Raw genomic sequence first — 21455 nt, 5'->3', positions numbered from 1 at the left:
AAACGAGGGGCTGCCGATCAGGCAGCAGTGGGAGACGAGGATGAGGGTGTCTTTGTTAAGGATGGCGGCGGCTGCGCTATCCTTTGTGGTGTTGGCGGCGGGCGGCCATTCGGCCCTGGCGGCAGACCGCTTTGTCGATGTGTCGAATCCGTCGATCCACCGCGTTTTCGTACCGGTCTCCCAATCGGTCACGATCCAGGTGAACGCGACCCTCGGCGATATCGTCGTCGGTGATGAGAAGATCGCCGATGCCCAGCCGATGACCGACAAGTCGCTGTACATTATTGGTAAGGCGGTCGGCACAACCACCGTAAACCTGTTTTCTGACGACAAGCGCTCGCTGGGCGCTATTCAGATCGAGGTCGGACAGGATGTCGGCGACATGGCCGCCGCGATCCGCCAGGTCGCGCCGAAAGCTCGCATCGAGATCGGATCCATCAATGGCAAGGTTCGGCTGAGCGGCCATGTCAAGGATGCCGCGACATTGGCACAGATCGTCGAGGTGACGCAGCAATACGGCCCTGACGCCATCATCAATGCCGTCACGATCGATGACAGTCAGCAGGTCAATCTTTCGGTTCGCATCCTCGAGGCAAGTCGCAATGCCGGCCGCGATCTCGGTGTTTCGTTCCAGGGCACAAATCGCAACGGTCAGCCGATTTTCGGAACTGGCATCGCAACAGTCGACAAAAACGGTGAGGAGCTGGGTACCGGCGGCTTGGTGTCCGGGCTGCTGTCCAAAAGCAGTCCGTTCGGAGCGATGATTACTCAAGTCCTCAACAGCAACATCAAAATCGATATGATTATCGAGGCACTTGAGGCCAAGGGAGTGGTGCGCACGCTAGCCGAGCCCAATCTCACGACGGTTTCAGGCGAGACTGCCAGCTTCAACGCTGGTGGCGAAGTCCCTATCCGCACTGTCGGCGCTTTGGGTCAGGTCCAAATCGATTACAAGCAATTCGGCGTGGCCCTGAACTTTACGCCGGTGGTTTTGGACGACGGCAAGATCCACATGAAGCTGGCGCCAGAAGTCAGCGACGTGACCGACTTCACGCCCGCCGGCGATCCAATCTTCACCAGCCGCAAGCTTGCAACCGTGGTCGACCTGCGTGACGGCCAGAGCTTCGCAGTTGGCGGACTGCTCCAAAGCAAGAATACACGGCTGCAGAACCAGGTGCCGTGGCTTGGCCAGGTGCCGATCGTCGGCGCGCTATTCAGGAATTCGAGTACGCAGAAGAAAGAGACCGAACTGGTCGTCATCGTGACGCCGCATATTGTGCGGCCGGTGAAGCCGGGCGAGGAACTGGCGACGCCGTTCGACAAGACGAAGCCGGCCAACGATCCGGAACTTATACTGCTCGGCCAGCTCGAAGTCAGCAAGGACATGATCCGCAAGTATGAGTTGGGCGACGGCGTCACCGGTCCCTACGGGCACATGCTGGACGTGAAATCGAAGGACAAGCTGCTCTATGTCAAGAAATAAGCTCCTTCTCGTCCTCCTGTCTTCCGGTCTGCTTGCGGGCTGCGCGGCGGACTATCTGAATCACTATGACACGATGACCCTGGCGTCGGGCGACTCGCAGAAGGCCAACCAGCTGCTGCAGACGGTCGATCCGTACAACCCGGCTTCCAACAACACCAAGATCGAAGGCGACGGCGCACGTTCAGTCGCCATCGTTCAGAAATACAAGCTGCCGCCGACAACGTCCGCGCCGACGACAAACATGACGGCCAACGCTAGCCCGTCGGCGCCAGCGGGCACAACGAACTGATCGAAGGATGCGGAGAAGGACGCGTCAGGCGACGAGGGCCGGCGCAGCAAGAACAGAGAGAGTAGGGTCATGTTGGGGACCATACGCCGGTTCTGGCGCGATCAGAATGGAATAGCGCTGATTCTCGTCAGCGTGATGCTGCCAGCGATTGTTGGCTTGTCCCTTCTGGCGATCGACATGAGCCGCATGAACAATCTGGACAATGATCTGCAAAAAGGCGTCGACGCTTTGGCGCTCGCCGCGGCCGCCGAATTGAATGGCAGATCCGACTCCTGGACCCGAGCCGAGAACGCGCTGACCAACCTCGTTACCAACAACACTATGTTCTCCAACGCCGGCTTCACGTCGCTGACCACCGGCAATGGAACCGCCACCGTCAATCCAACATACTCAGCATGCCGGTCCAAGGGACAAGTCTCCTGGTGCTTCCTTGCAAGCTTACCCACCAACGATTCCGATCCAATCACCTCGTCCAACTATGCAGCGTCAGCGACTGTAACCCGGTTCATCCAGGTGACGGCAGCGCCTGAGACGTTCAGCGCGATGTTTCCGGTATCCTTCTCTTCGTCCGGCAAAGCGGCCGATACCAGCTACAATCTGAGCGCGGTGTCAGTGGCCGGCTATGTTTCTGGAGTGTGCAATTACACGCCTGTGTTTATCTGCAATCCGTACGAGATGGTGAACGGCACCAATACGGCCGGCGGCGCAACCCTGGAGCAGGCAGTGACCGATCCGGCCGTCCACCGCCGGTTGATCGAACTGCGAACGGTGGGAAACAACGCCTCGTATGGCCCAGGCAATTTCGGCTTCCTGCAGCCGCCGTCCGGTGTCGGCAACGGCGCCCAAGCGCTGGCCGAGACGATCGCGACGTCGACGCCACTAGGGTGCTATTCGGCGCAGGGCGTAAACACCAAGACCGGCCAAAACAATGGTCCGGTGCAGGATGCGTTCAACGTGCGTTTTGGCATAAAGGCCAATGGCAATGCATTCAACAGCCCTGTCTATGGGCCTGCGGCCAACGTTCGAAAGGGAGCGTCGGCAAGCGGCAACGGGAACCAGTGTCCCGCCTACAACAAGCTGACATTCAACGGCACAGGCAACATGGGCCTGCCCAATGATGCAACCACGCCTTACATGGGCGGGCGAATGGGCGATGGAAACTGGGATTTTAACACTTATTGGAGCACCAATTTCAACACCACGTCGAACCCGGTGAGCGTCGCCAAGCCCGTGGGGGCAGACGGCGTCAACCCAGCCAGCAATACAAACCTGCCGACCCGCTATAGCGTCTATCAGTACGAAATTTCGAAGAGTATCGTAAACCACGCTTCGAACGGCGGCGAGGTAGGAACGCCGCCCAGCAGTTGCCAGCCACCGGTCACCACGGTCGACCGCCGGCTGCTCTATGGCGCGATCCTCGACTGCAACGCGCTCCAAGCCGCGGGGAACAATCTGAGCGGTAACAGCACGAATCTGCCCGTCGAAGCCTTTGCTAGTTTCTTCATAACCCAGCCTGTGTCGGGTGCTAACAACGGTGGCTCCGTCTTTGTCGAACTTGTCGATATAACCGGACGGAGTGGCAACGGAACGCTCGACAATTTCTTGCGCGACGAAGCGCAGCTTTACCGGTGACGGCAATGGTGAAGCTGCTGTCCCGTATCGTCGGACGATTTAGGGCTGACAGGCGCGGCACGGTGCTTGTCGAGATGAGCCTGGTCGTCCCGCTGATCCTGTTCTTGTCGGCGGGCGTATTCGAATTCGGCAACCTCATCCATGACAAGCTTTTGATGGAAGCCGGCCTGTCCGACGGCGCGCGTTTTGCCGCGCGCTGCAATAGCAAGCTCTACACCGACGCCGGACTGAGCGCGATCGACTGTGCCAGCCTCGCCACCAACATCGCGGTGTTCGGCAACGTCGCGGGCACCGGATCGGCACGCGTCACAGGCTGGACGACGGCCGGGGTGACGATCACGATCGCAGATCCCAATACCTGCAAAAGCGCGGTGGATCCCAATACTGGCACAGTACTCTATCTCTCCACGACTTCGCAGGTCTGCATCGTGACGGCGACGGGCACCTACGCCTACAGCAGCCTCGACAGTGTCGGACTATTATCGCTGTTCAACATCACCACCGTCACGCTTTCCTCCAGCCATCAGGAGCGGTTGTTCCGGTTTTGATGATGCTGAAGCGGTTCGTAAGATCGGAGGACGGGGCAACAATGGTCGAAATGGCCATTGCGATGACGTTGCTGCTCACGCTCACCCTGGGCTTCGTCGATTTTGGCTATGCCTTTTATCAATGGAACGCGGCGACCAAAGCGGTCCAGATCGGCGCACGGATGGCCTCGATCTCCGATCCGGTTGCTTCGGCGCTGACGACGGCCGCCCCCACAACGACGCCGGGCGCGCCCGTGGTAGCCGGCGCCTATGGGCCGTTTGTCTGCAGCTACACTGGAACCACGGGCTCATGCACCAATAGCGGCGCCTTCAGCGCGGCCGCCTTCAGCCGAATTTTTCGCGGAGATACCGCAAATACCAATGACGACGTCTGTCCTTCCCTCGGAACCAATCAGAGGCCAGGCATGTGTCACTTCTTTCCGGGCCTGCAACGCAGCAATGTCGTGGTGACCTATACAGCGACCGGTCTTGGCTACCAGACAAGATTGGGTGGCCCGGTGCCGACGATCACAGTCAGCCTGCAGAACGTCAATTTCCAGTTCTTCTTCCTGGGCGGGCTGCTCGGATTCGGCAATTTCAACATGCCCTCCATGCTGAGCACGGTCACGGGCGAAGATTTAAAGAGCACGTCACCATGAACGCCATCGATACCAGGGTCCTCCCCACTAAGCGCAAGCAGGTGGCGCTGTTTTCGTCAGATCCGAATTTCAGACGTGATGTGACGACCAGGCTCGACGCGCTGGCGATCTACGACGTCAAGGTTTCGGAGGCGGTTGAGTTCCTGAACGGGCCGCCCGCCGACGCGCGTCCCGGCATCATCATCCTCGATCTCGGCAACGGCGAACTGCTCGGCAATCCGGCCGTTGTCGAGGCACGCTCCGCCTGGGCACAGGTGCCGCTGATCGCGGTTTCGGGCGAGTTGACGTCGGAGCAGACGCGCGTGCTGGTGCGCATGAACGCGTCGGACTGGCTGCACAAGCCACTCGACCCGAAGGAACTGCTCAACGCGGTCACCTTCCACGACACCGGCAGCCACGGCACCAAGAGCCGCATCGTCACCTTCATTGCCGCCAGCGGCGGCGCGGGCGCCACGACGCTGGCGATCTCGGCGGCTGAGCATCTTGCCTCGAAGTCAGCCGAGCGCGCGGCTTCGACCTGCCTGGTCGATCTCGATTTCCAAAGCGCCAACTGCGGCGCCTATCTCAATCAGTTCAACCAGTTCGACCTCACGGGTATCATAAGCCAGCCTGAACGGCTCGATGTCGAATTGATGGACGTGATCAAGCTGTCGCGGCCGTCCGGCCTCACGCTCTATTCGTTCGAGCGGCCGCAATTGCCGTTCGAGCCGCATGGTTCGGATTTCGTCTTCAAGCTGCTCGATCTCGTCGCCTATCGCTTCGACGATATCGTCATCGACCTGCCCAATATCGAGACGCCGTGGCACGAATCGGTGCTGCGCACCAGCGACGAGATCTTCATCGTCTTCGAGCTCAACGTTGCATCGCTGAGGCAAGGCAAGCGGCTCTACAAGAAAATCCGCGAACTGCGCGGCAACAAGGTCAACATCACCCTAGTTGCCAACAAGCACAAGCGCAAGTGGTTCGGCAACCACTTCTCGCGCAGCGAGCTGGAGAAGATCTTCAAGGCGCCGCACATCAAGTCGTTGGCGCTCGACAACGCACTTCTGGCCGACGCGCTGAACCGCGCCATCCTTCCCTCGGAAGTGGACGGTCGGGCGCGATTCAACAAGGACCTGAAGCGCATGTTCAAGGAGCGGCTGGACAATGCCCAGCGCTAGACGCCGCATCGCGACCCGCCTCGCCGGCGCATGCCTAGCCGGCATCGCGCTGGCATCGGCCAGCGATCTTGTCGCTGCAGCGTCAGGACTGGCCGACCGCCCGCCGCTGCCGGCGATGGGTCCCAGCCTGCGCAAGGCGGTCGCCTTCCAGACCGCCGAGCAGCCCGGGACGATCATCATCCGCAAACAGGAGAAGGCGCTCTATCTGGTGACTGGCCAGGGCCAGGCGCTGCGCTACCAGATCAGCGTCGGCCGCGACGGGTTCGGCTGGACCGGGACCGTCAAGGTCTCCGCCAAGACGGAATGGCCGGAATGGCGCCCGCCGAAGGAGATGCGTGCGCGCCAGCCCGAATTGCCCGCGATGGTGCCGGCCGGTCCCTACAATCCGCTCGGCGCCAGGGCGCTCTATCTGTCGCGTGAAGGCCGTGACACGCTCTATCGCATCCACGGCACCAACGATCCCAAGGGTGTCGGTTTCGATGGCACATCGGGCTGCTTCCGTCTGACGAACACAGACGTAATCGATCTTTTCAAGCGCGTCGCAGTGGGCGCAAAGGTGGTGGTTGAATGACGATGATCCGCGAACCGGACGTTCCGGCAATCGAGCTTGGCGAGCGCGAGGCCGCCCCCGGCAAACCGAGCCGGGCGAAGATAATCGGCGTCGTCGCCGCTGGCGCGATGCTGCTCACCGCCATCAACGTGACCGCCGCCATCTATCTCTACCGCGGCGTCAACGACCTTCGGACGATGGAGGTTCGGCTCGAACAGCTCGGCCAGTTCGAGCAGCGGATCGGCGCCAAGATCGACACCGTCAACAATGGTTTCCAGAGCCGATTCGAGACGCTGGACCGGCAATTGCAGGCGAGCTTCGGCCAGATCAACGGCAACTTTGCCCGGCTGCAGCAGCAGGGCGGCGCAGCTACCGCCGCCGCGGACAGCGAGGCGCCTCGCACGCCGGAACCGGCGGCGCTCGCAACCACGACGGTGGCGGAAGCATCGGTTGCTGACAGCGGTTCCGACCCACAAGGCGCCGACGTGCCGCGTCCGTTCAAAAGGAAAGCCGCGCCTCCCGGCCCAAATCCGTCCTACCAGCGCATCGAGCAGTCCGACGGCAAGGTCTACTATAAGAAGATCAACTGATATCGCGCATGGCGGCGGCGAAACGGCTTCAGCTGGAGCGCGTTGCGCCTAGAGGTCGCGCTGCAGAGCCAGAATGTGGACCGCGCGAGCCTCGGCGCGCTGTCTTGCGTCACGCAGGAAGGAAACGTGGCAGTAGGCGCAGGCGGCAAGGCCAAGGCAAAGAACCAGGCAATTCTTCGCGCTGAAGTCCATTATCAGCGAGAACTGAAAACCGCGCGGCGCGGTGAACGATGCGATCGTGCTCGCCGTCTCCGAATGGCTGCCGGCTGCGATCATCAAGCCGGCGAAAAGCAAGGCAGCGTGATTGGCAAGGAAGAAGCCGGCGGACCGTTTCGACCGGCAGGCCATCCAGCAGACGGCCGAGGCGACAAGGATAATGGCTGCGTCGAGCGCCATCGAGCCGCCGAGATAGAAATCCACCTGCTGCCAGAACATCGTCGAGAAAGGCCGCAGCTCAATCCAGACATGCCACATTGCGGGGCTCGCCGGAAAGGCGCCAAGCAGGAATGTCGCCATCCGCTCCGCCAAGAGCAGGAGCAGCATGAGGGCCGGGAAGGCAAAAAGCAGTATCGGCTTGCGCGTCATGTCATCCCCTCGACGTCCGATAGGCTGAATGTAGACGGCATTGGTTGAACGAGACTTAACGCAACGTCTTGCTTTTCAAGCAATGTCGCCAGTGGCTAATGTATGTTCCGTCGAAGCGATCGAGAGCCTGCGGCAGCGTTTGGCGAGGCCAACGGGGGGCAGAGTGAAACCGACCGGCCGGCTTGCCAGTGCCCTCGGCGGCCTCGGGCTGGTTGCGGGAGCGTTCTTGATTGTGGCGTCCAGGCAGTGGCTGCCAACCGAAGCTCCTTCGCAGTCGCCGTCCCAGAACCAGGAGAATACGCAGCGTGTCCGAGGCCTTCACGCCCAAGACATGCGGCCAGGGCAGCCGGCGCGCAAAATCGCCGAGGATCTCATCGCACCACCGCCGCTCGACGCATCCGGGATCGAGCGCGTCGAGCCCAGACGCCCGCTCAGCGAACTCGGGCTCGCATTGCCGCCCAAGACGCTGATGCCGCAAGACTGGCATGAGGCGCTGCTTTTCCGTCCCGTCGCAACCTCGTCGGCGGTCTTCGAATCGATGGGGCGCGCGGTCGTCATCAGCGGCACCATCGATATTGATCCCAGTAAGACCTGCTCTTTCGGCGATGCCGTCTGGCCCTGCGGCCAGCGCGCCCGCGCCGCCTTCAATGGCTGGCTGCGTGGTCGCGCGCTCAAATGTTCCCTGCCGCCAGACTTCGACCGCTTCGCGATCGCCGCGCCATGCACGCTCGGCAAACAGGATGTCGGCGCCTGGCTCGTCTCCAATGGCTGGGCACTGGCGTCACCCTTCGGCATCTACGGCAAGGCGGAGGTGACGGCGAGAGCCGCGGGCATGGGCATTTTCGGCCCGCCGCAATAGCGGGCCGGCGCGATCCCGCCATAGATGAAGCCGCTGATTTCCTTCAAATTGTTGGCTCGGTTGAAACCGAATTTGCATGACGGCGCCTTAAACCTAGGCGTCCAACCGGAGACTGGCCGTGACAATCAAACCGCAGACCGCGCCGGCTCAGACATGGAAAAACCTTGTCTGGCTGCCCCTGCTGGGCACCGCCGCCTGCATGGCCCTCTCGCTCGGGCTGAACTACCTGCTTCTGTTCAGCGACGCTCTGACGCCGTTCGGCCGCGGCGCCGCCACGGCCACGCTTCTGCCCATCATCATCGGGCTGCCCTTGCTCGGCCTGCTCGGCTGGAAGCAACTCGAAGTCAGCCGCTACCGGCACGAGCTCACCCGGTCGGGGACTTACGACAAGGTGACCGGCTGCCTGAACGGCCCGGTGTTCACGTCGATGGTCGACCGGCGGGCGGCGCGGCCGGCAGGCCCACGGTCCGGCGCCTTCCTGATCATCCACGCGGAACATCTTGCGTCGATCAACCTGCGCTTCGGCCTGGAATGGGGCGACGAGGCCCTACGGCTGATCGCCACCGCCATCAGGGCCTCGGTGCGACGGGACGACCTCATCGGTCGCGTCGGAAGCACGATCTTCGGCGTCTTCCTTCCGGGCGCTACCAAACAGGACGCAACGGACATCGGCGAACGCATTCGAAGCGCGGTGGGAGAAATCTATTTCGCGCCGAAGGGCGACCGGGACGTGCTCGTCATTCGTGCCGGCGGCATCGTCTTCGAGCATGAGCTGGCCTTCGAGGATATGTTCCGCTCGGCGGAGGAAAGGCTGTCGGACAGCCAGGACGAAGCAGGCCTGGAGTTTTCGCACATCCGCAATTGAGCCGCCGCGCTGCGGCCAGTCTCGATTGTTCGTGAAAGGAACTGGTGCTGCGAGAGAGGATTGAACTCAAAAAGCACTATCACAGACCATTGAAAAACAATAGCTTTTTCGAACGCACTCTTGCGCCTCTGTACTAATGCGATGTACCGACCCCCAGCGGCCTTGTCAACAATCCAGCCTGTCGGCACCCAACTGATCGAGACAAATGCTCTCGGCCATCAGCTATCGCTGAGTGGCCTTTTCTCGAACGCCCTCGCCCCCCTCCACTGACAACTCGGCTTCGGCGGGAGCTGTGTCCACGACGATGCCCGCCAAGTCGAGTATTTGGAGTGCGTACCGATAGTGGTTTAGCCATTTGAGGTCGCGGACCGAGTCACCCCCAGGCGTCGGCACGACCAGACGCGAGATGCCGGCGGCGACGATTGCCCGTGCACAGTCCGCACAGGGAAAGAGCGTCCCGTACATTGTGGAGCCTTCCAGGTTCACTCGACGGTCCCGGGCCGCATTGATCGCATTCCGCTCCGCGTGTTCCAGAACGAAGTACTTCCACTCCGGATCGGCGGCGATCGACCTGTGGCTATCTTCCTTCGACAAGCCGAGTTGCGCCGGAGGCGCGTTCGTTCCGACGGATAGCGCCCGCCCCTCTCCATCGACGACTACAACACCCACTTTCCTGTGCGGATCGTGGCTAAGCTCTTTCACTTCCTCGCAGCGAATTAGGAATTGTCGATCAGAATCGGAAATTGTCATGACAGAACCTGTGAGATAGCAAAGCACTTACCAAGACATAGGGGGGAAATATGACACTACTAGCAGCGGCTCACCTCGACCCGAAGAGGTTTTTCCAGGAGGGCAGCGACCCAGTTCGGCAAGGATCAAGCTTCGACCTCACCGTGGGGAGCATTTACGACCACGAGGGGAAGAAAGTCTCTGGTCCTTTCATCCTCAAGCCAAACCACATGGTCCAGGTCACCTCGGCAGAATTGTTTCGCATTCCGAACGATGTGACCGGGCACGTGACGTACAAAACGACGCTGACTAGCCGGGGCATCTGGGCACTTACGGTCGGGATTGTTGATCCCGGATGGGCAGGCCCGATTTCGACGACGCTTCTCAACTTCAGCAGGATCGATCATGCAGTGAGCGAGGGAGATCCATTTCTCCGCGTCAGTTTTTTCGAGCACGACCGCGTTCCAGATGACAAGCTGAGGAAGGCACCCAGCCTCAACCAATACCTTGGTGGCCTCCAAAAGGCGGCGGCGACGATTTTTCCCCAGACGTTTCTGGATACTGCAAAGATCGCGGACAAGGCCGGGGCCACGGCGGTGGAGAGTATGCGCAATCGCGGGCTCTGGTGGGCTGCAGCCATAGCCGGGCTGTTCGCTGCCATTCAGATAATAACCTCATACGCGCAACCTTCATTCCTCTTTGGCAGGAGTGAGGTGAGCAAGGAGGAAATCAGTAGGCTGGCCACCGAACTGGACACGATGAAGAAGCAAATCCAAGATCTGGAACTGCTCAGGCGAGCCAACACGTCTGCAAGCGCAGAGAACCAGCAACAGGACCAACGGTCGACCGCCAACTCAAATCCGCCGCAGGGATCTAGCGTTCAGATCCCGAAGGTGGTTGACCCCTCTCAGCCAATGCCCAAGAAAAACGACAAGCCAGAATGATCATTTGCCCGAGAAAGGCTTCATAGCTCGGGGATGCAGCGACGCGCCCGAGCCATCCACAGCCACGATCGGTTACGCATTTCGAAGGCTTCGCATGCCCTTGCCGGGAGGCCGAAACTCCTCGGCGAGGTCGCTGGGAAAAAGCACGTCGGCGCCAAGGGCTTCTTGCGCGCGAAGGCGGGCAAGAAGGCCAAGGCCTTCACGTTGCCAGTCGCGAAGGGCACGGCGACGGTTGCGGGTAACTTCCTTAAACAGGCGCTGCCAGTCGTGCGGCTCGCGGGCGTGAAGCTCAAAGTAGGCCTGCAAGGCATGGTCCTCGGCAATGCGGGTGTCCCTGCCTAGCCACTGGCACCACGGAAGGCCGGGGCGGCGCACCTGACGGAAGGCCTTCCCGTCGAGGCGGCCGTCGGCCTCGGTTTCGTTCGATTCGATCCAGCAGCCCAACGCGTGGTCAAAGCGATGGTATTCCGGGGCCGGGCGACCGTGCGCCCGGTTCCTGATGTAGCGTCGAAGCGCGTGGGGTTCGTCCTGTTCGATCAACTCGGCCTCCTCTCCTCGTAGCCGTCGCCGGGCACGGGAGGCAGGGCCTCCATATCGTCGGCGAGCGACGGGAAGCCCTCGGCCTTCCTGCGGGCTTCCTCGGCCTCCCTCGCGGTCTTTCCATAGCCACGGAACGCCGGGAGGGCGGCAACTACGTCGGCCTCGGGTTTCCCGACCAACTTGCCGCGCTGCTCGTCATCAAGGTGCAAGGTGATGAAGTCGGCGAGGTCGCGATCGTTGGCCCGGAGCCTCTTGAGCGCGTCGTCGTCACCGGCAGCGGCCTCGAGCACCAGGCTAGCGACGGCCTTGTGATTCCGGATCGCGGTCATCTCGTCGTGCTCAGCACGGATGCGGTGCTGGTCGCCCTCGAAGGCCTTCCGGATATCCTCCGAAGGCTCGTAGAGTTGACCGGTGTCCTGGTCGTAAACCACGACGCCCTGGCGCTGGGCCTCAAGCCATGCCTGGTCTTTGAAAGCCCGTTCGCCAAAGACCTCCAGTGAGGAATCCCACTCATCGACGGCCTTGGAAATCATGGCGCGCACGGCTGCGTCCGACGCGGCCGGGCCGTGGATGCGGAGCTCATCGCCTAGATCCTGCAAGCGGCATTTGCCGATGGTGATCCACACACCATCGGGCGCCTCGGTGATCTGATGATAGCCACGGGAGCGCCAACGATCGGCGAGGGATTCGACGCGATCCGGAGGAAGCTGCGGCGCCTCTTCCGGGTTCCGGCGAGGACGGGCGCCGTTGCCCTTGCGGCGAAGCGACTTCAGTTGCTCCAAGCGTTCGATGTCGTCCAGATCATCGGCAGCGCGGAGGGCTGCGGCGAGGGCGTCGGCCTGGCCGCGCTGGCCGTAGACCTTGGCGAGGCGGCCGCGGATTTCGAGGTGGCCGCCGTCCTTCGTGGCGATGCGGACAGCACCGGGCACGGAAGCGTCAATGAAGTGGAGGCCCGCCGCCCAGCCTTCAGCGTTCTGGAGGTCCGGAAAGCGCTCCTTCAGGAGCCTCGTCTTGTAGTCGATGCGGGAGCGCGGGCGAATGCCTCCGCGTGCCTGCCTGGTCGCGTTCGTTGCCATGACTTCCTCCTCGGTTTCGAACAACTGGTTTTCAAGAATCCTGGTGTTGCGGATGCCAGCCACAAGGGACGTTCGGCGATCGTGGCGCTTCCGCTTTTTGACGGTGGCTAGCCGAGATTCGCCCATGGTCGGCTCGGGATCGCGGTCGAGCCCCCGGGCGGCGTTGGAACGGTGGTCGGCACGGCGCCCGCTGCCTGCGGCTTCCAGGAAGGCGTTCATGAGGGAGGCGATGCGCTCGCGCTCGGCTTTCAAGGCATCGCCGCGCTCCCCGCCGTGGCGGCCTCCGGACTCGAACATGCTGGTAAGGGCGGCGTTGCGGGTCTTCGCGAATCCGGATTGCTGCGATGCGTCCAGGCAGCGCGGCGCGATCATGGCATGGATGTGCGGCTGCTCCTCACCGTACACATCGGCGGGGCAATGAATAGCGACATCGACGACCGCGCCGGCGGCGACGTAGGGAACAACGGTGGCCTCCGCGAAGGCGCGGCGATCCTCCTCGGGGATGTCGCGCGGGATCGTTATCAACACCTCGCGGGCGACAACGGCATCCTTCCGCTTCTCGGCCGCCTCGACGCGGTTCCATAGCTGCGCGCGGTCGTAGGCCCACGCAGGCGCGTCCGGAGGGGCGAGGATGAAGGAGTCCTCGGTTTTCTTTTTCCGATAGTCGAAGACCTCGCCGATACGCTCGTCCACAAGGCGGGATGCACTGCGGTAGGCTGCGGCCGCCACTGCGGATCGGCCCGCGCTTCGCTGGAAGACGGAAACGCGGGCGTTGAAAATGGCGGCATCGGGCGGGAGCGAGGTCGCCATTTCAGGAGAGCCAAATCGCCTTGCTGCGGCGGAGCCAGTAGAGCGAAATCAGGCGAAGAATCTCCTCGCGCTCATCGTCGCCTTCGTCGCGGTCGTCGGCGTGGACGGCAGCGAGGTAAGCGGCGCTGGCGCGCTCGTAACGGGCAAGGCAAGAAGCTCCGCCGAAAGGGTTCTCTCCGTCGTCCGGGCGCGTCGTAGAAAAGGGATCTTCGACAAGCGCGACAGCGAGGAGCGTCAACCGATCCTCCGGAGACGGGTCCGCGAACAGGTCGGCGAACTCGTCGGCATCGGCATCGCGCGCGAGCCTCGGAAGGGTGAACGGGTCGTCCTCAAGGGCAACCGCTCCAAAAGGATCGTCCTCAGCGAGCGTGGCGGCGGCGGTTTTCGATTTCTTCATTGCATGTCCTCCTCGATTTCATAGCCAGCGGATTCAAGTTCACAGAGCAGCGCGTCCCGCTGCTCGACCGTGCCGACCATGGCAGGCACGTCCTCATCGATCGTCACCCCGCGAAGGCCCGCGCGACGCCCGTAGTGGCGAAGCTGCGCGGCGGCGAGGCCGTCCGCCTGGACGGCGAGAAGCGGCGAGCCGTGAAGGCGCTGCCAGTGTAGGCGGATTGTAAAAATCGGGGTGGCGGTCACGGCTGAATCCTCCCCTACTCGGCGCGCGTTCTCAGACTGCGATCAACCGAGAGCGCGCAGAGATAGAAGGCTGCCGCGATTGTGGGCGGGCCTAGTACCATCAGCGCAACAAATAATGGCGATGGCAGCGCCGGGGATATCGCCACAATCCAATCGGCCCATTCCCCCATCACCAGTAGCGGGACGCTCCCTGATGCGAAGGCAAGCGCGTAGACCATGGCGCGCATCAAGTATCTCATCGCTCCTCCTTGGCCGCTCACGGCCCCCGCCTGAAGGGCGCGATGCGTTGCTTGCAACGCTTAATCGCGCCCTTAGTCAGGGGGACCGCCGTAGCGGCTTCCTGCAACGATGTTTGTTTGCGCTATTGAGATCTTCAAGAGGCCGACAAACTATTGAATCGGCGTCGGTTTCCCGGCGTTAGGGTTTCGCTGGCTACGCCTGCAAACCTCAACATTTTTGGCCTGCGGATTTCTGCCGTGAGGTTTCCGGGAGTCCGCCGCCGGACTCCCAAACAAGGAGATTTCGGGATGCTGGATTTTGAAAGAGTTCGTGAGAAGGAAAAGGGACTGCGCCAGAAGAAGGCGAAGATTGAGGCGGACCTGAATCGGCTCCTCGCACGGGAAAAAGAGGCCGCCCGGCGCTACGACACGCGGAAGAAAATCGTCCTCGGCGGCATGATCCTCAAGGCGGTCGAGGTTGGCGACGTAACGGCGGATTACGTCGCCGCGCTGGTGCGGTCGCACGTCGCCGAACGCGACAAAAAGCTCCTCGTGGGGACCGCGTTCGCGATTTCGGAAACGGCGAGTCCGGTGGTGACGGACTCGGATTCGAGGGAGTGAGAAAATGCCCGGCCCGATCGACCTTTTTACAATCCCCGATGCCGACAACCTCGCCTGGAAGCTTCCGGAGAATCTTCTGCCTGTCGATACGGCAACCGGGTTCACGGTCGGGCTATCGGTCTTCATTCCGATGCTCGTTTTCATTGCCAGCCTCCTTATGGGCTGGCACGTCATCATCGGCATCGTTCAATCGGCTTACCACGGCAGAGTACTCGGCGAGCGATGGCACCAGATATGGGCGCCGCTGCGCGTCGTGGCGGGCTTCGGCTTCCTCGTTTCCGTTACAGGCTCCGGACTCGCCGGAATTCATCATCTGGAACGCCTTATCTACATGATGGGAACGAATTCCGCCGACATGATCGCGGTGGCATCCGTCGAGCATGTGGTGAAAGACGGCCACAGCCTCACGCCGATATCGGCGGGCGGGCGCCAGCTTGCCTGGCAGGTCGTGACAGGCGAGGTCTGCACTCGCATCCATCATCAGGCAGTCGAGCGGACTGCGATGTACACAGGCGAGACGGCTTCTTCCCGCCTGCCGCCCGCCAGTGGCGAGGCAGTTGTCCGGCCCGCGAAAAAATCGTGGGTGCCCTTCGGGGCCGGCACTCCTGCGGTCGTGACAGGATTCGCGTGGAACTACGGGCAGGCCTGCGGTTCCCTGACGATTTCCGCGCCGACCACAGAGGAGTTCGGCAGCTTCGGAGAAGATCGCCGGAAAGCGATGCAGACACTTGTTGAACAGGTGCGCGCAGTCGACCCCGCCGGACCACTCGCGGACTCGTTCCGGCAGAGCGGAACGGCCCGCATCTACGGAGATCCGGCGATGAGCTCGGACCTCTCCCACATCCGCGAATGGACAACGCAGGGGGCCTTGGTGCCCGGACTCGTCCAGCAGATGAATGCCATTGGCGACGCCTATGACGCAGCCGTGTCAGGCAGCGCGGCGGCGGTGTCCGCGAGCGAGGACAGGGAGACGCGCGGAAAGCTGGTCGAGGGAGTGAAAACTCACGGCTGGACTCTCATCGGCAGCTACTACCGGATGATGTCGAAGATCGCCGAAAAGGCGTCGTCGTATGCGAGCGAGCGACCTGTTTACCGGGAGCCGAATCCCGACGCGTGGGGCGGCTACAAGAACGAAATGGCCGTCGCCATGGACATCATCCGCTCACAGAACCGGGCAGAGACAAACCGCCTAGCCGTGTCCGGCGACGATCTCGCCGCCGTCGAATCCGACGCAACCGTCTTGGCGGACGTGATCAATTCGATCTCGCATCCCGTCCTTGACTACATGACCGCATATGACGGCTGGCGGAACGATCCGGTCGGCGACCTTATCGCCATCGGCAACAGGCTCTCGGTCGGCGGACAAACGGCCTTCGCGATCGCCCTCGCTGCGACAGGAGCGGCCAATTTCTGGTCCTCGACGGCCGGCGCGGTCGTGGAGTTCGTCATGGTGCCTGGATGGTGGGCCATCGGCCTCGCAATCGTAGCAGGGTCGGTGCTGTCCTATGTGCTGCCGATGATGCCCTACATCTTCATGATCTTCGCCCTCGGCGCTCTAGCGATGGACCTGGTCGTGTTCGCCATCGCGGGACTCCTATGGGCCTTCGTGCACGTCCGGATGGACGGGCAGGAGTTCGCTGACCAGGCGCAAAGCTTCGGCTACCATGCGCTTTTCTCGCTGCTGCTGCGGCAACCGATCACGGTCCTCGGGTTCCTCGCCTCCCACGCGATTTCCGTGGTGCTTCTGAACATCTTCCTGATGACCTGGAACTTCGCCTTTGTCGGAAGCCAAGGAAACGCCTCGATCGGGATCATCGGCATCGTCGTGGGCTTCGGCATGATGTGTTTCATCCAGTGGCATATCCTGCTCCGGCTGTTCGGCCTGATTCTCGAATTGCCCCCGCGCGTCGGCGCCTACTTCGGTGCCGCAATCCAAGGCTGGGGCGACACGGAACACGGTAACACCGTGATCGCGGGAAGCGTGGGCGGGATTTCCGCCCATGCCCGCCCGAACATGCCACGAATCCCGGGGCAGAAAGGGCCGAAGGAACAGGGAGATTTCGGTGGTAAGGGAAGGCCGAACGTTGGCGGAGTCACGGCCCCGAGAGGCGGGAAATGAAGGCCGAAAGCTTCGGGATCAAAAGACCCCGAAGCCAGTCGCTGCAAAAACGACGAGCGTCAGAAGACCGCCGTAGACGATCGCCGTCGCGGCCAGTGCCATCGCGGCACCCTTGGCGAGGCTTTTCAGAAAATGCCGCATCTTGACCTCCTATGACCGCGTTAAAATCTGCCCATTGCCTGCCCGTCGAAGCGTCGATCGCAAGGGGTGCTGGGGCGGGTGCAGGCCAACGGCCGAACCACGGCCCCTTGCGATCTCCGGACGCTTCCGGATGGGCATCTTCAGGCAGGATTTTATGCGATCGGCGGGCAAGAGCCCAGGTTTTTCGGTTCGCTTGTTTGCCGCGTAGGTTTCAGGTTCGTCGGCATCGGCTGCGATCTCCGCCGGCGGTTTGCGCCATGCCCAGAATGGGCTCACGCTTGTGGCCTGACTTCAGCAGGGGGCTCCCTTGAACATGAAATCCATTCTCTCGACAATCTCCGCGCCGCTGCTCGTCGGCAGCATCCTGGCGCTCGGCGCAATGGCATATCCCGGCCACGCTGACGCGGGGCAACAGCGCTTCGCGTTCCGGCTCAAGAGCACGGTCCTGACCCAAGTCGCCGACAACAACGGCGAACAGGGCGGCGGGCAGGATGCGGGAAGCAACTCCGGCCCGAAAAGCTGGCTGGTCCTGTCTTTTGCTGGCGGCTACTCGATCGAATGCGAAACGGCCTGGACCGCCGAATTCGTGGCTGCCCACCCCAAGGCGTTTCGATCGGGTTCGCTCTCTCTCGTCCATCCTTATGCCTACGCCTACACTGGCTGGCATACCCTCGATTCAATCCCTGACGGCAAAGAGGGCTGGTATCGGTCGCTGGCTATCAGCCCTGCCCCCGGCGGCGGCATATCTTCCGACCCGTGGCTAGCGGAGTACGGCCAGCCCTGCGTCAAAGGGACTGCCAACCTGGCAGGTCCGTTCCCTCCAGTCGGGACGGATCACCGCCTTACCAGGGTCGCGGTCGATCAGCGGTAGAACTTCCGGGGGCTTAGGTTAGCCCCCTGTGTCCTCCGGAAGGAGGTGAAAGGGCGGCCCGATGGACCGCCCTTTCTTCGTTGTCCAACGCCGCCGGCGGACTCAACATCAAAGCCTAGACTGCATTCACAGGGGGCATTCCATGTTCAAGAAAATCTTGCTGGCGGCCATGGCCGCGACCGCGCTCGCGACATCGGCGACCATCACTACGGCGGCGGATTCAACACTCATATTTCGGTGGCGGGCTGGGCTTGTCACGACCTCGACCGGGCACCCGGGCGGAGGCTCGGGCGAGGAAGGCGCCGGGGGCGGAGGTGACCACGGTGGCGATTCCGGAGGCGGAAGCGAAACAGGCGGCAGCGGTGACGGTTCCGGAGGCGATGAGGGCAGTTCCGGAAGCGATGGCGGAGACGACGGGAATGGCGACGGCAGCGCAGCCGCAAGGATGGCGCTGACCGTCCGGCCTGCCGACGACCAAGCCATCCGCGATCATTATCAGTCGTCCATGCCGTTCGCGCTTCCGGTGATCCTCGCCGCGCCGTCAGGCACCTATCGCGACGGCGACATTCTGACGATCTGCTGGGATACGGAAGTCCTCGACGCGGCGGGCATCGCCGGGCCGCTGCGCTCTCAGGTCCAGCTGCCGCCCTCGCCGCTGGTGAGGGCTATCACCGTCGCGGGGCAGCGCGTCGAGCGGGACATGGACTCTTTCGCCATGGTGACGATCGACCGCCCCGGCGCTGCCGGCTGCGCCGATCTGGAATTGACCGTTCCGACCGCCGATAGCTTTGGCTGGAACATGGGCATTCCTTTCGGGGTGCGAGCCCAAGCCGACGTGTATAACGGCTGGTGGGCGAGGAATCCGGAGGGCTGGGAGCAACCCGGCGCATACGACACCGGGGTCTATGATGGCCCTGCGTGGCGCTACATCGACGCGCAGCGCATCGAAACAGGAACGGCCGGGAGATAACCCCGGCCGAATGGCATAACTGGAAATCCAGTTATGGTTTTCAGAAATGCAAGCCGCCCTGAACGAACCGCTCTCCTGCAACGAAGAGCAGGACGGCGAGGAGCGTGAGCAGCCTGCCGATGACCATGACCGAATAGGCGATGTCGTTCGACCAGTGAGCAGGGTCGGGCACAAAACGAAGACGGCGGAAATCGTAGCCAGCCCACGCCAGCGCGATGCCAAGGGCAAAAAAGATGGTCCAAGCGGTGGTCGAGAGAGGCATGGCGGACTCCTATGCGGTTTGAAGGTACTCGGCCAGATCGCTCTCAATGAGCAAATTGGCGGCGATGTTGTCGGCCATGATGTCGATGCCGCCCAAGCGAGCGGACTCGACTATCGAAAAGCCGATCTTGTCTTAATGCCTTCCCTTCCCATTCCAATCCTGTCGCATGAGCCGGACCACCTCCCTCCGGAAGGCTTGCCAGCGACGGGTACGGAAACGGCCGATTCCATCCTCCGCCTCAACGGATTCGGCAAGGACCGCGCCGGCGATCTGAACCAGGCAAGGAGACAGCCACATCATGGCAAGCCCCCAATCCTCAAGGTCTTCCAAAGCGACAAACTTGGGATTGTAGACGATAACAGGACCCTCCTTTTCGGCGTGACCACGGATCGGCAGCGCTTCAACATGGTCGCACTCGACAACAGCTAGAAAAGGCAGCCAGTCCTGGAGGTAGGCGGGGGCGGGCTGGGCCGTGGTCGCGGGAGCCGGGCGAGCGATGACGGGGAAGCGGATAACGTTGTCCATGGAAATCTCCTTTGGTTTAGTGAGTCACTTTTCGGTGGAAGATGCCTAGTCGAAATCGCTGAGCTTTCGGATTGGCCCTGCCTCGGCTAGATAGTTTCTGAGTGTCGTCCGGATCGCTTCGGCCGCAGTCGGAAATGTGTCCACGCCAGACCCGGCGAGTTCATCCAGGCGATCACTCGCCGCGATCGCCTGCCCCGTCTGCTCGCGGTGCATCCTGCCTGTCGGCGCCTCGAATGAGCCGTCTGCGATTTGGCGCGCGTAGAGCCACCCTCGCTCGCTCTTATAGAAGCCGAAGCCGTGGCCGGGCACGATTCCGACGTATGTTTCAGTGGCGGTTCGTACCGTGACGCCAACGGCGGCGGCCGCATCTTCAATATCTCTGTCCAGCTCGCTCATGCTGCCTCGCTTTCTCCTTTCCGGTCACTTTTCGAGGGAGGAGGCCTAGGCGGCATCCTCGATGTCATCCAAACCTTCCGGCTCGGCGGCACGGCATAGGGCCATATGCTCGGCAAGCTCCCTTTCGAGGGTGGCCAGCTCGATCTCCCGCCATTCCTGAAGCTCGGCGATGCGCTCGCGGCTGCGGCGGACGAATTCAGCGCGTGTCTCATCGACCTTCGCGCGGCTGCGGCGGAGGAGTTCCGCGCGCATCGTGGCAAGAGTCGCCTCGGTCGGGGCCGTCGTCGGCGATGTCCAGCACGGCATTACCTTGACCGTCCAGAGCGACAGTCCCAGCAGGCCGGCGAGGTCGGCCTGCGACATCCGGAGGCGTTTCCGGAGATCGGCGTATTCGCGCCGGCGGCGGTCGCGATCCGCCGCAGCGGCCTCCGTGGAACCCGCGCGGAAAGGGCGACCGCGATGGCGGCCGTGGACGGTTACGGACATGGCGTTGCCCCCTCCTCAGGCTCGAAACGCATGATGCGCGCAGCAGCCTCGTCGCGCTCGTCGATCGCGTCGGCGTACTCGCGACAATGGGCGCGAAAGGCGTCCATGAGCGCGGCTCCGCCCTCGGGGATACCCCCATAGCGGGCCAGCATTCCAAGCACGCAAACGGCCTTGTGCTCCGCCGTGTCGCGGGCTGCGCGGTGGGCTGACCGGTGGTCGGCAAAAGTCGGAGCGCGGGACATCATGCGACCTCCGTGACGGGCACGGATTCTCTGGCGATTCGGTCGGCGCGAAGGCGGGCGAAATAGCGGCGCTCTGCCTGCCCTGCCGGGGAGGCTCGGTAGGCATTGTGAGCATCGCTCCACGCGACATATGCGTCCTGCCAAGCCTCATGCGCGGTCAAGTAAGCAGCGCGATCTTCCCGCCCGCCAAGGCTGTCCAGGAACCCCATCTGGAGGCTAGTGAGGACTTCGCGCCCGGCTTTGTCCATTGCCGCCGCTGCCTTCTTAAGCTCGGCCAGAAGTTCTTCCTTACGCTGCCAGAGCGGCGACTCTTCCCAAAAGTGTTTCATGTCGTTCCCCCTGTCTTTCGGACTTTCGGCCCTCTCCGGAACGGTCCCGCGACCGTTCGGGGGAAGGCCGGGGCTTTCGGCCCCGGTTTCCGTGGTCAGGCCGCGCGGGCGATCTCCTCGCGGAAGCGACGGGCGAGACGGTCCACGCGGCGGGCCGTGTAGGTCGGGCGGTCGCTCTCGTTGTGCGAGAGGTAATAGACCGCGCCATCCAACTCCCTGACCATGGCTTTCGCCGCCGCCTCGTCGGGGAAGGTTTCCGGAAGCCCCTGCTCGCCGGCGAAAAGTTCGCGGACATATGCCGGGCCATAGAATTCGCGCTTTGCGATGATTGCGTACAT

Annotated in this window: 30 protein-coding genes; 17 read left to right on the top strand and 13 right to left on the bottom strand. The window is 62.4% G+C overall.

The annotated features are described in order from the left end of the window. The first annotated feature begins 40 nt into the window (after nt 1-40). The 8 genes from Q0L57_RS07490 (at nt 41) to Q0L57_RS07455 (ending at nt 6890) form a co-directional block, all read left to right on the top strand. A complete protein-coding gene (locus tag Q0L57_RS07490; protein WP_296740492.1) occupies nt 41-1483 on the top strand; it encodes a type II and III secretion system protein family protein in 1443 nt (480 codons plus the stop codon). Next, nucleotides 1470-1772: a hypothetical protein gene (locus Q0L57_RS07485; RefSeq protein ID WP_296740489.1), complete on the top strand. Its 303-nt coding sequence runs from the start codon at nt 1470-1472 to the stop codon at nt 1770-1772. Before Q0L57_RS07490 ends, Q0L57_RS07485 begins: the two co-directional genes overlap by 14 nt. A 69-nt stretch (nt 1773-1841) precedes the next feature. After that, on the top strand, nt 1842-3404 hold the full coding sequence (locus tag Q0L57_RS07480; protein WP_296740486.1) for a pilus assembly protein TadG-related protein: 1563 nt from the start codon (nt 1842-1844) through the stop codon (nt 3402-3404). A gap of 5 nt (nt 3405-3409) precedes the next feature. Continuing rightward, a complete protein-coding gene (locus Q0L57_RS07475; protein WP_296740483.1) occupies nt 3410-3952 on the top strand; it encodes a TadE/TadG family type IV pilus assembly protein in 543 nt (180 codons plus the stop codon). A gap of 41 nt (nt 3953-3993) precedes the next feature. After that, nucleotides 3994-4590, top strand: a complete 597-nt coding sequence (locus Q0L57_RS07470; protein ID WP_296740480.1) for a TadE/TadG family type IV pilus assembly protein — start codon at nt 3994-3996, stop codon at nt 4588-4590. Further along, a complete protein-coding gene (locus Q0L57_RS07465; protein WP_296740477.1) occupies nt 4587-5750 on the top strand; it encodes an AAA family ATPase in 1164 nt (387 codons plus the stop codon). Before Q0L57_RS07470 ends, Q0L57_RS07465 begins: the two co-directional genes overlap by 4 nt. After that, nucleotides 5737-6321: a L,D-transpeptidase gene (locus Q0L57_RS07460; protein ID WP_296740475.1), complete on the top strand. Its 585-nt coding sequence runs from the start codon at nt 5737-5739 to the stop codon at nt 6319-6321. Before Q0L57_RS07465 ends, Q0L57_RS07460 begins: the two co-directional genes overlap by 14 nt. Continuing rightward, complete coding sequence (locus tag Q0L57_RS07455; RefSeq protein ID WP_296740473.1) at nt 6318-6890, top strand: hypothetical protein; 573 nt, start codon at nt 6318-6320, stop codon at nt 6888-6890. The genes Q0L57_RS07460 and Q0L57_RS07455 overlap by 4 nt, the downstream gene beginning before the upstream one ends. A gap of 48 nt (nt 6891-6938) precedes the next feature. Here the strand turns inward: Q0L57_RS07455 and Q0L57_RS07450 are convergent, their stop codons facing one another. Next, nucleotides 6939-7475: a hypothetical protein gene (locus tag Q0L57_RS07450; RefSeq protein WP_296740472.1), complete on the bottom strand. Its 537-nt coding sequence runs from the start codon at nt 7473-7475 to the stop codon at nt 6939-6941. 163 nt (nt 7476-7638) lie between these two features. Between Q0L57_RS07450 and Q0L57_RS07445 the strand changes: the two genes are divergently transcribed. Continuing rightward, nucleotides 7639-8334, top strand: coding sequence for a thermonuclease family protein (locus Q0L57_RS07445; RefSeq protein WP_296740470.1), 696 nt, complete (start codon nt 7639-7641; stop codon nt 8332-8334). Between the two features lie 118 nt (nt 8335-8452). Continuing rightward, nucleotides 8453-9199, top strand: coding sequence for a GGDEF domain-containing protein (locus Q0L57_RS07440; protein ID WP_296740468.1), 747 nt, complete (start codon nt 8453-8455; stop codon nt 9197-9199). A 222-nt stretch (nt 9200-9421) separates the two neighbouring features. Here Q0L57_RS07440 and Q0L57_RS07435 read toward each other — a convergent pair whose 3' ends face one another. Then, nucleotides 9422-9949 (bottom strand): deaminase, encoded by a 528-nt coding sequence (locus Q0L57_RS07435; protein WP_296740467.1) that lies wholly within the window; start codon nt 9947-9949, stop codon nt 9422-9424. Between the two features lie 50 nt (nt 9950-9999). On the opposite strand from Q0L57_RS07435, the gene Q0L57_RS07430 reads away from it, so the two are divergent. Beyond that, complete coding sequence (locus tag Q0L57_RS07430; RefSeq protein ID WP_296740464.1) at nt 10000-10872, top strand: hypothetical protein; 873 nt, start codon at nt 10000-10002, stop codon at nt 10870-10872. A gap of 72 nt (nt 10873-10944) precedes the next feature. Here the strand turns inward: Q0L57_RS07430 and Q0L57_RS07425 are convergent, their stop codons facing one another. Genes Q0L57_RS07425 through Q0L57_RS07410 form a run of 4 tightly spaced genes read right to left on the bottom strand, consistent with a single transcriptional unit; the run spans nt 10945 to nt 13937 of the window. Beyond that, complete coding sequence (locus Q0L57_RS07425; protein WP_296740461.1) at nt 10945-11412, bottom strand: hypothetical protein; 468 nt, start codon at nt 11410-11412, stop codon at nt 10945-10947. Continuing rightward, nucleotides 11409-13298: a MobA/MobL family protein gene (locus Q0L57_RS07420; RefSeq protein WP_296740459.1), complete on the bottom strand. Its 1890-nt coding sequence runs from the start codon at nt 13296-13298 to the stop codon at nt 11409-11411. Before Q0L57_RS07420 ends, Q0L57_RS07425 begins: the two co-directional genes overlap by 4 nt. A gap of 1 nt (nt 13299) precedes the next feature. Then, nucleotides 13300-13695 (bottom strand): hypothetical protein, encoded by a 396-nt coding sequence (locus tag Q0L57_RS07415; RefSeq protein WP_296740456.1) that lies wholly within the window; start codon nt 13693-13695, stop codon nt 13300-13302. After that, the gene (locus tag Q0L57_RS07410; RefSeq protein WP_296740454.1) at nt 13692-13937 is read right to left on the bottom strand and encodes a hypothetical protein; all 246 of its coding nucleotides are present in this window, start codon (nt 13935-13937) and stop codon (nt 13692-13694) included. Before Q0L57_RS07410 ends, Q0L57_RS07415 begins: the two co-directional genes overlap by 4 nt. Before the next feature lie 527 nt (nt 13938-14464). On the opposite strand from Q0L57_RS07410, the gene Q0L57_RS07405 reads away from it, so the two are divergent. Further along, nucleotides 14465-14776, top strand: coding sequence for a hypothetical protein (locus Q0L57_RS07405; protein ID WP_296740453.1), 312 nt, complete (start codon nt 14465-14467; stop codon nt 14774-14776). A gap of 4 nt (nt 14777-14780) precedes the next feature. Continuing rightward, on the top strand, nt 14781-16895 hold the full coding sequence (locus Q0L57_RS07400) for a DotA/TraY family protein (protein ID WP_296740451.1): 2115 nt from the start codon (nt 14781-14783) through the stop codon (nt 16893-16895). Between the two features lie 18 nt (nt 16896-16913). Here Q0L57_RS07400 and Q0L57_RS07395 read toward each other — a convergent pair whose 3' ends face one another. After that, nucleotides 16914-17036, bottom strand: a complete 123-nt coding sequence (locus Q0L57_RS07395; protein ID WP_296740449.1) for a hypothetical protein — start codon at nt 17034-17036, stop codon at nt 16914-16916. A 307-nt stretch (nt 17037-17343) separates the two neighbouring features. On the opposite strand from Q0L57_RS07395, the gene Q0L57_RS07390 reads away from it, so the two are divergent. From Q0L57_RS07390 to Q0L57_RS07380, 3 genes are all read left to right on the top strand, one after another. After that, nucleotides 17344-17907, top strand: a complete 564-nt coding sequence (locus tag Q0L57_RS07390; protein WP_296740447.1) for a hypothetical protein — start codon at nt 17344-17346, stop codon at nt 17905-17907. 314 nt (nt 17908-18221) lie between these two features. Continuing rightward, on the top strand, nt 18222-18362 hold the full coding sequence (locus Q0L57_RS07385; protein WP_296740445.1) for a hypothetical protein: 141 nt from the start codon (nt 18222-18224) through the stop codon (nt 18360-18362). After that, the gene (locus Q0L57_RS07380; protein WP_296740442.1) at nt 18353-18877 is read left to right on the top strand and encodes a hypothetical protein; all 525 of its coding nucleotides are present in this window, start codon (nt 18353-18355) and stop codon (nt 18875-18877) included. The genes Q0L57_RS07385 and Q0L57_RS07380 overlap by 10 nt, the downstream gene beginning before the upstream one ends. Nucleotides 18878-18917: 40 nt before the next feature. Here the strand turns inward: Q0L57_RS07380 and Q0L57_RS07375 are convergent, their stop codons facing one another. Next, nucleotides 18918-19139, bottom strand: a complete 222-nt coding sequence (locus tag Q0L57_RS07375) for a hypothetical protein (RefSeq protein WP_296740440.1) — start codon at nt 19137-19139, stop codon at nt 18918-18920. Nucleotides 19140-19157: 18 nt separating this feature from the next. Between Q0L57_RS07375 and Q0L57_RS07370 the strand changes: the two genes are divergently transcribed. Then, entirely contained in the window at nt 19158-19568 is a 411-nt protein-coding gene (locus tag Q0L57_RS07370; RefSeq protein ID WP_296740437.1) for a hypothetical protein, read from the top strand. A 141-nt stretch (nt 19569-19709) separates the two neighbouring features. Here the strand turns inward: Q0L57_RS07370 and Q0L57_RS07365 are convergent, their stop codons facing one another. The 5 genes from Q0L57_RS07365 to Q0L57_RS07345 form a co-directional block, all read right to left on the bottom strand. Next, nucleotides 19710-20060 (bottom strand): hypothetical protein, encoded by a 351-nt coding sequence (locus Q0L57_RS07365; protein ID WP_296740435.1) that lies wholly within the window; start codon nt 20058-20060, stop codon nt 19710-19712. A 45-nt stretch (nt 20061-20105) separates the two neighbouring features. After that, complete coding sequence (locus tag Q0L57_RS07360; protein ID WP_296740432.1) at nt 20106-20423, bottom strand: hypothetical protein; 318 nt, start codon at nt 20421-20423, stop codon at nt 20106-20108. Between the two features lie 113 nt (nt 20424-20536). Further along, complete coding sequence (locus Q0L57_RS07355; protein WP_296740430.1) at nt 20537-20791, bottom strand: hypothetical protein; 255 nt, start codon at nt 20789-20791, stop codon at nt 20537-20539. Continuing rightward, nucleotides 20788-21117 carry a hypothetical protein gene (locus tag Q0L57_RS07350; RefSeq protein ID WP_296740428.1) on the bottom strand — a complete coding sequence of 110 codons (330 nt, stop codon included), beginning with the start codon at nt 21115-21117 and terminating at the stop codon, nt 20788-20790. Before Q0L57_RS07350 ends, Q0L57_RS07355 begins: the two co-directional genes overlap by 4 nt. A gap of 95 nt (nt 21118-21212) precedes the next feature. Next, complete coding sequence (locus Q0L57_RS07345) at nt 21213-21455, bottom strand: hypothetical protein (protein ID WP_296740425.1); 243 nt, start codon at nt 21453-21455, stop codon at nt 21213-21215.

This window comes from Mesorhizobium sp., from assembly GCF_024509055.1.
Lineage (GTDB): Bacteria > Pseudomonadota > Alphaproteobacteria > Rhizobiales > Rhizobiaceae > Mesorhizobium.
This window is presented reverse-complemented; position numbering and strand designations above follow the sequence as displayed.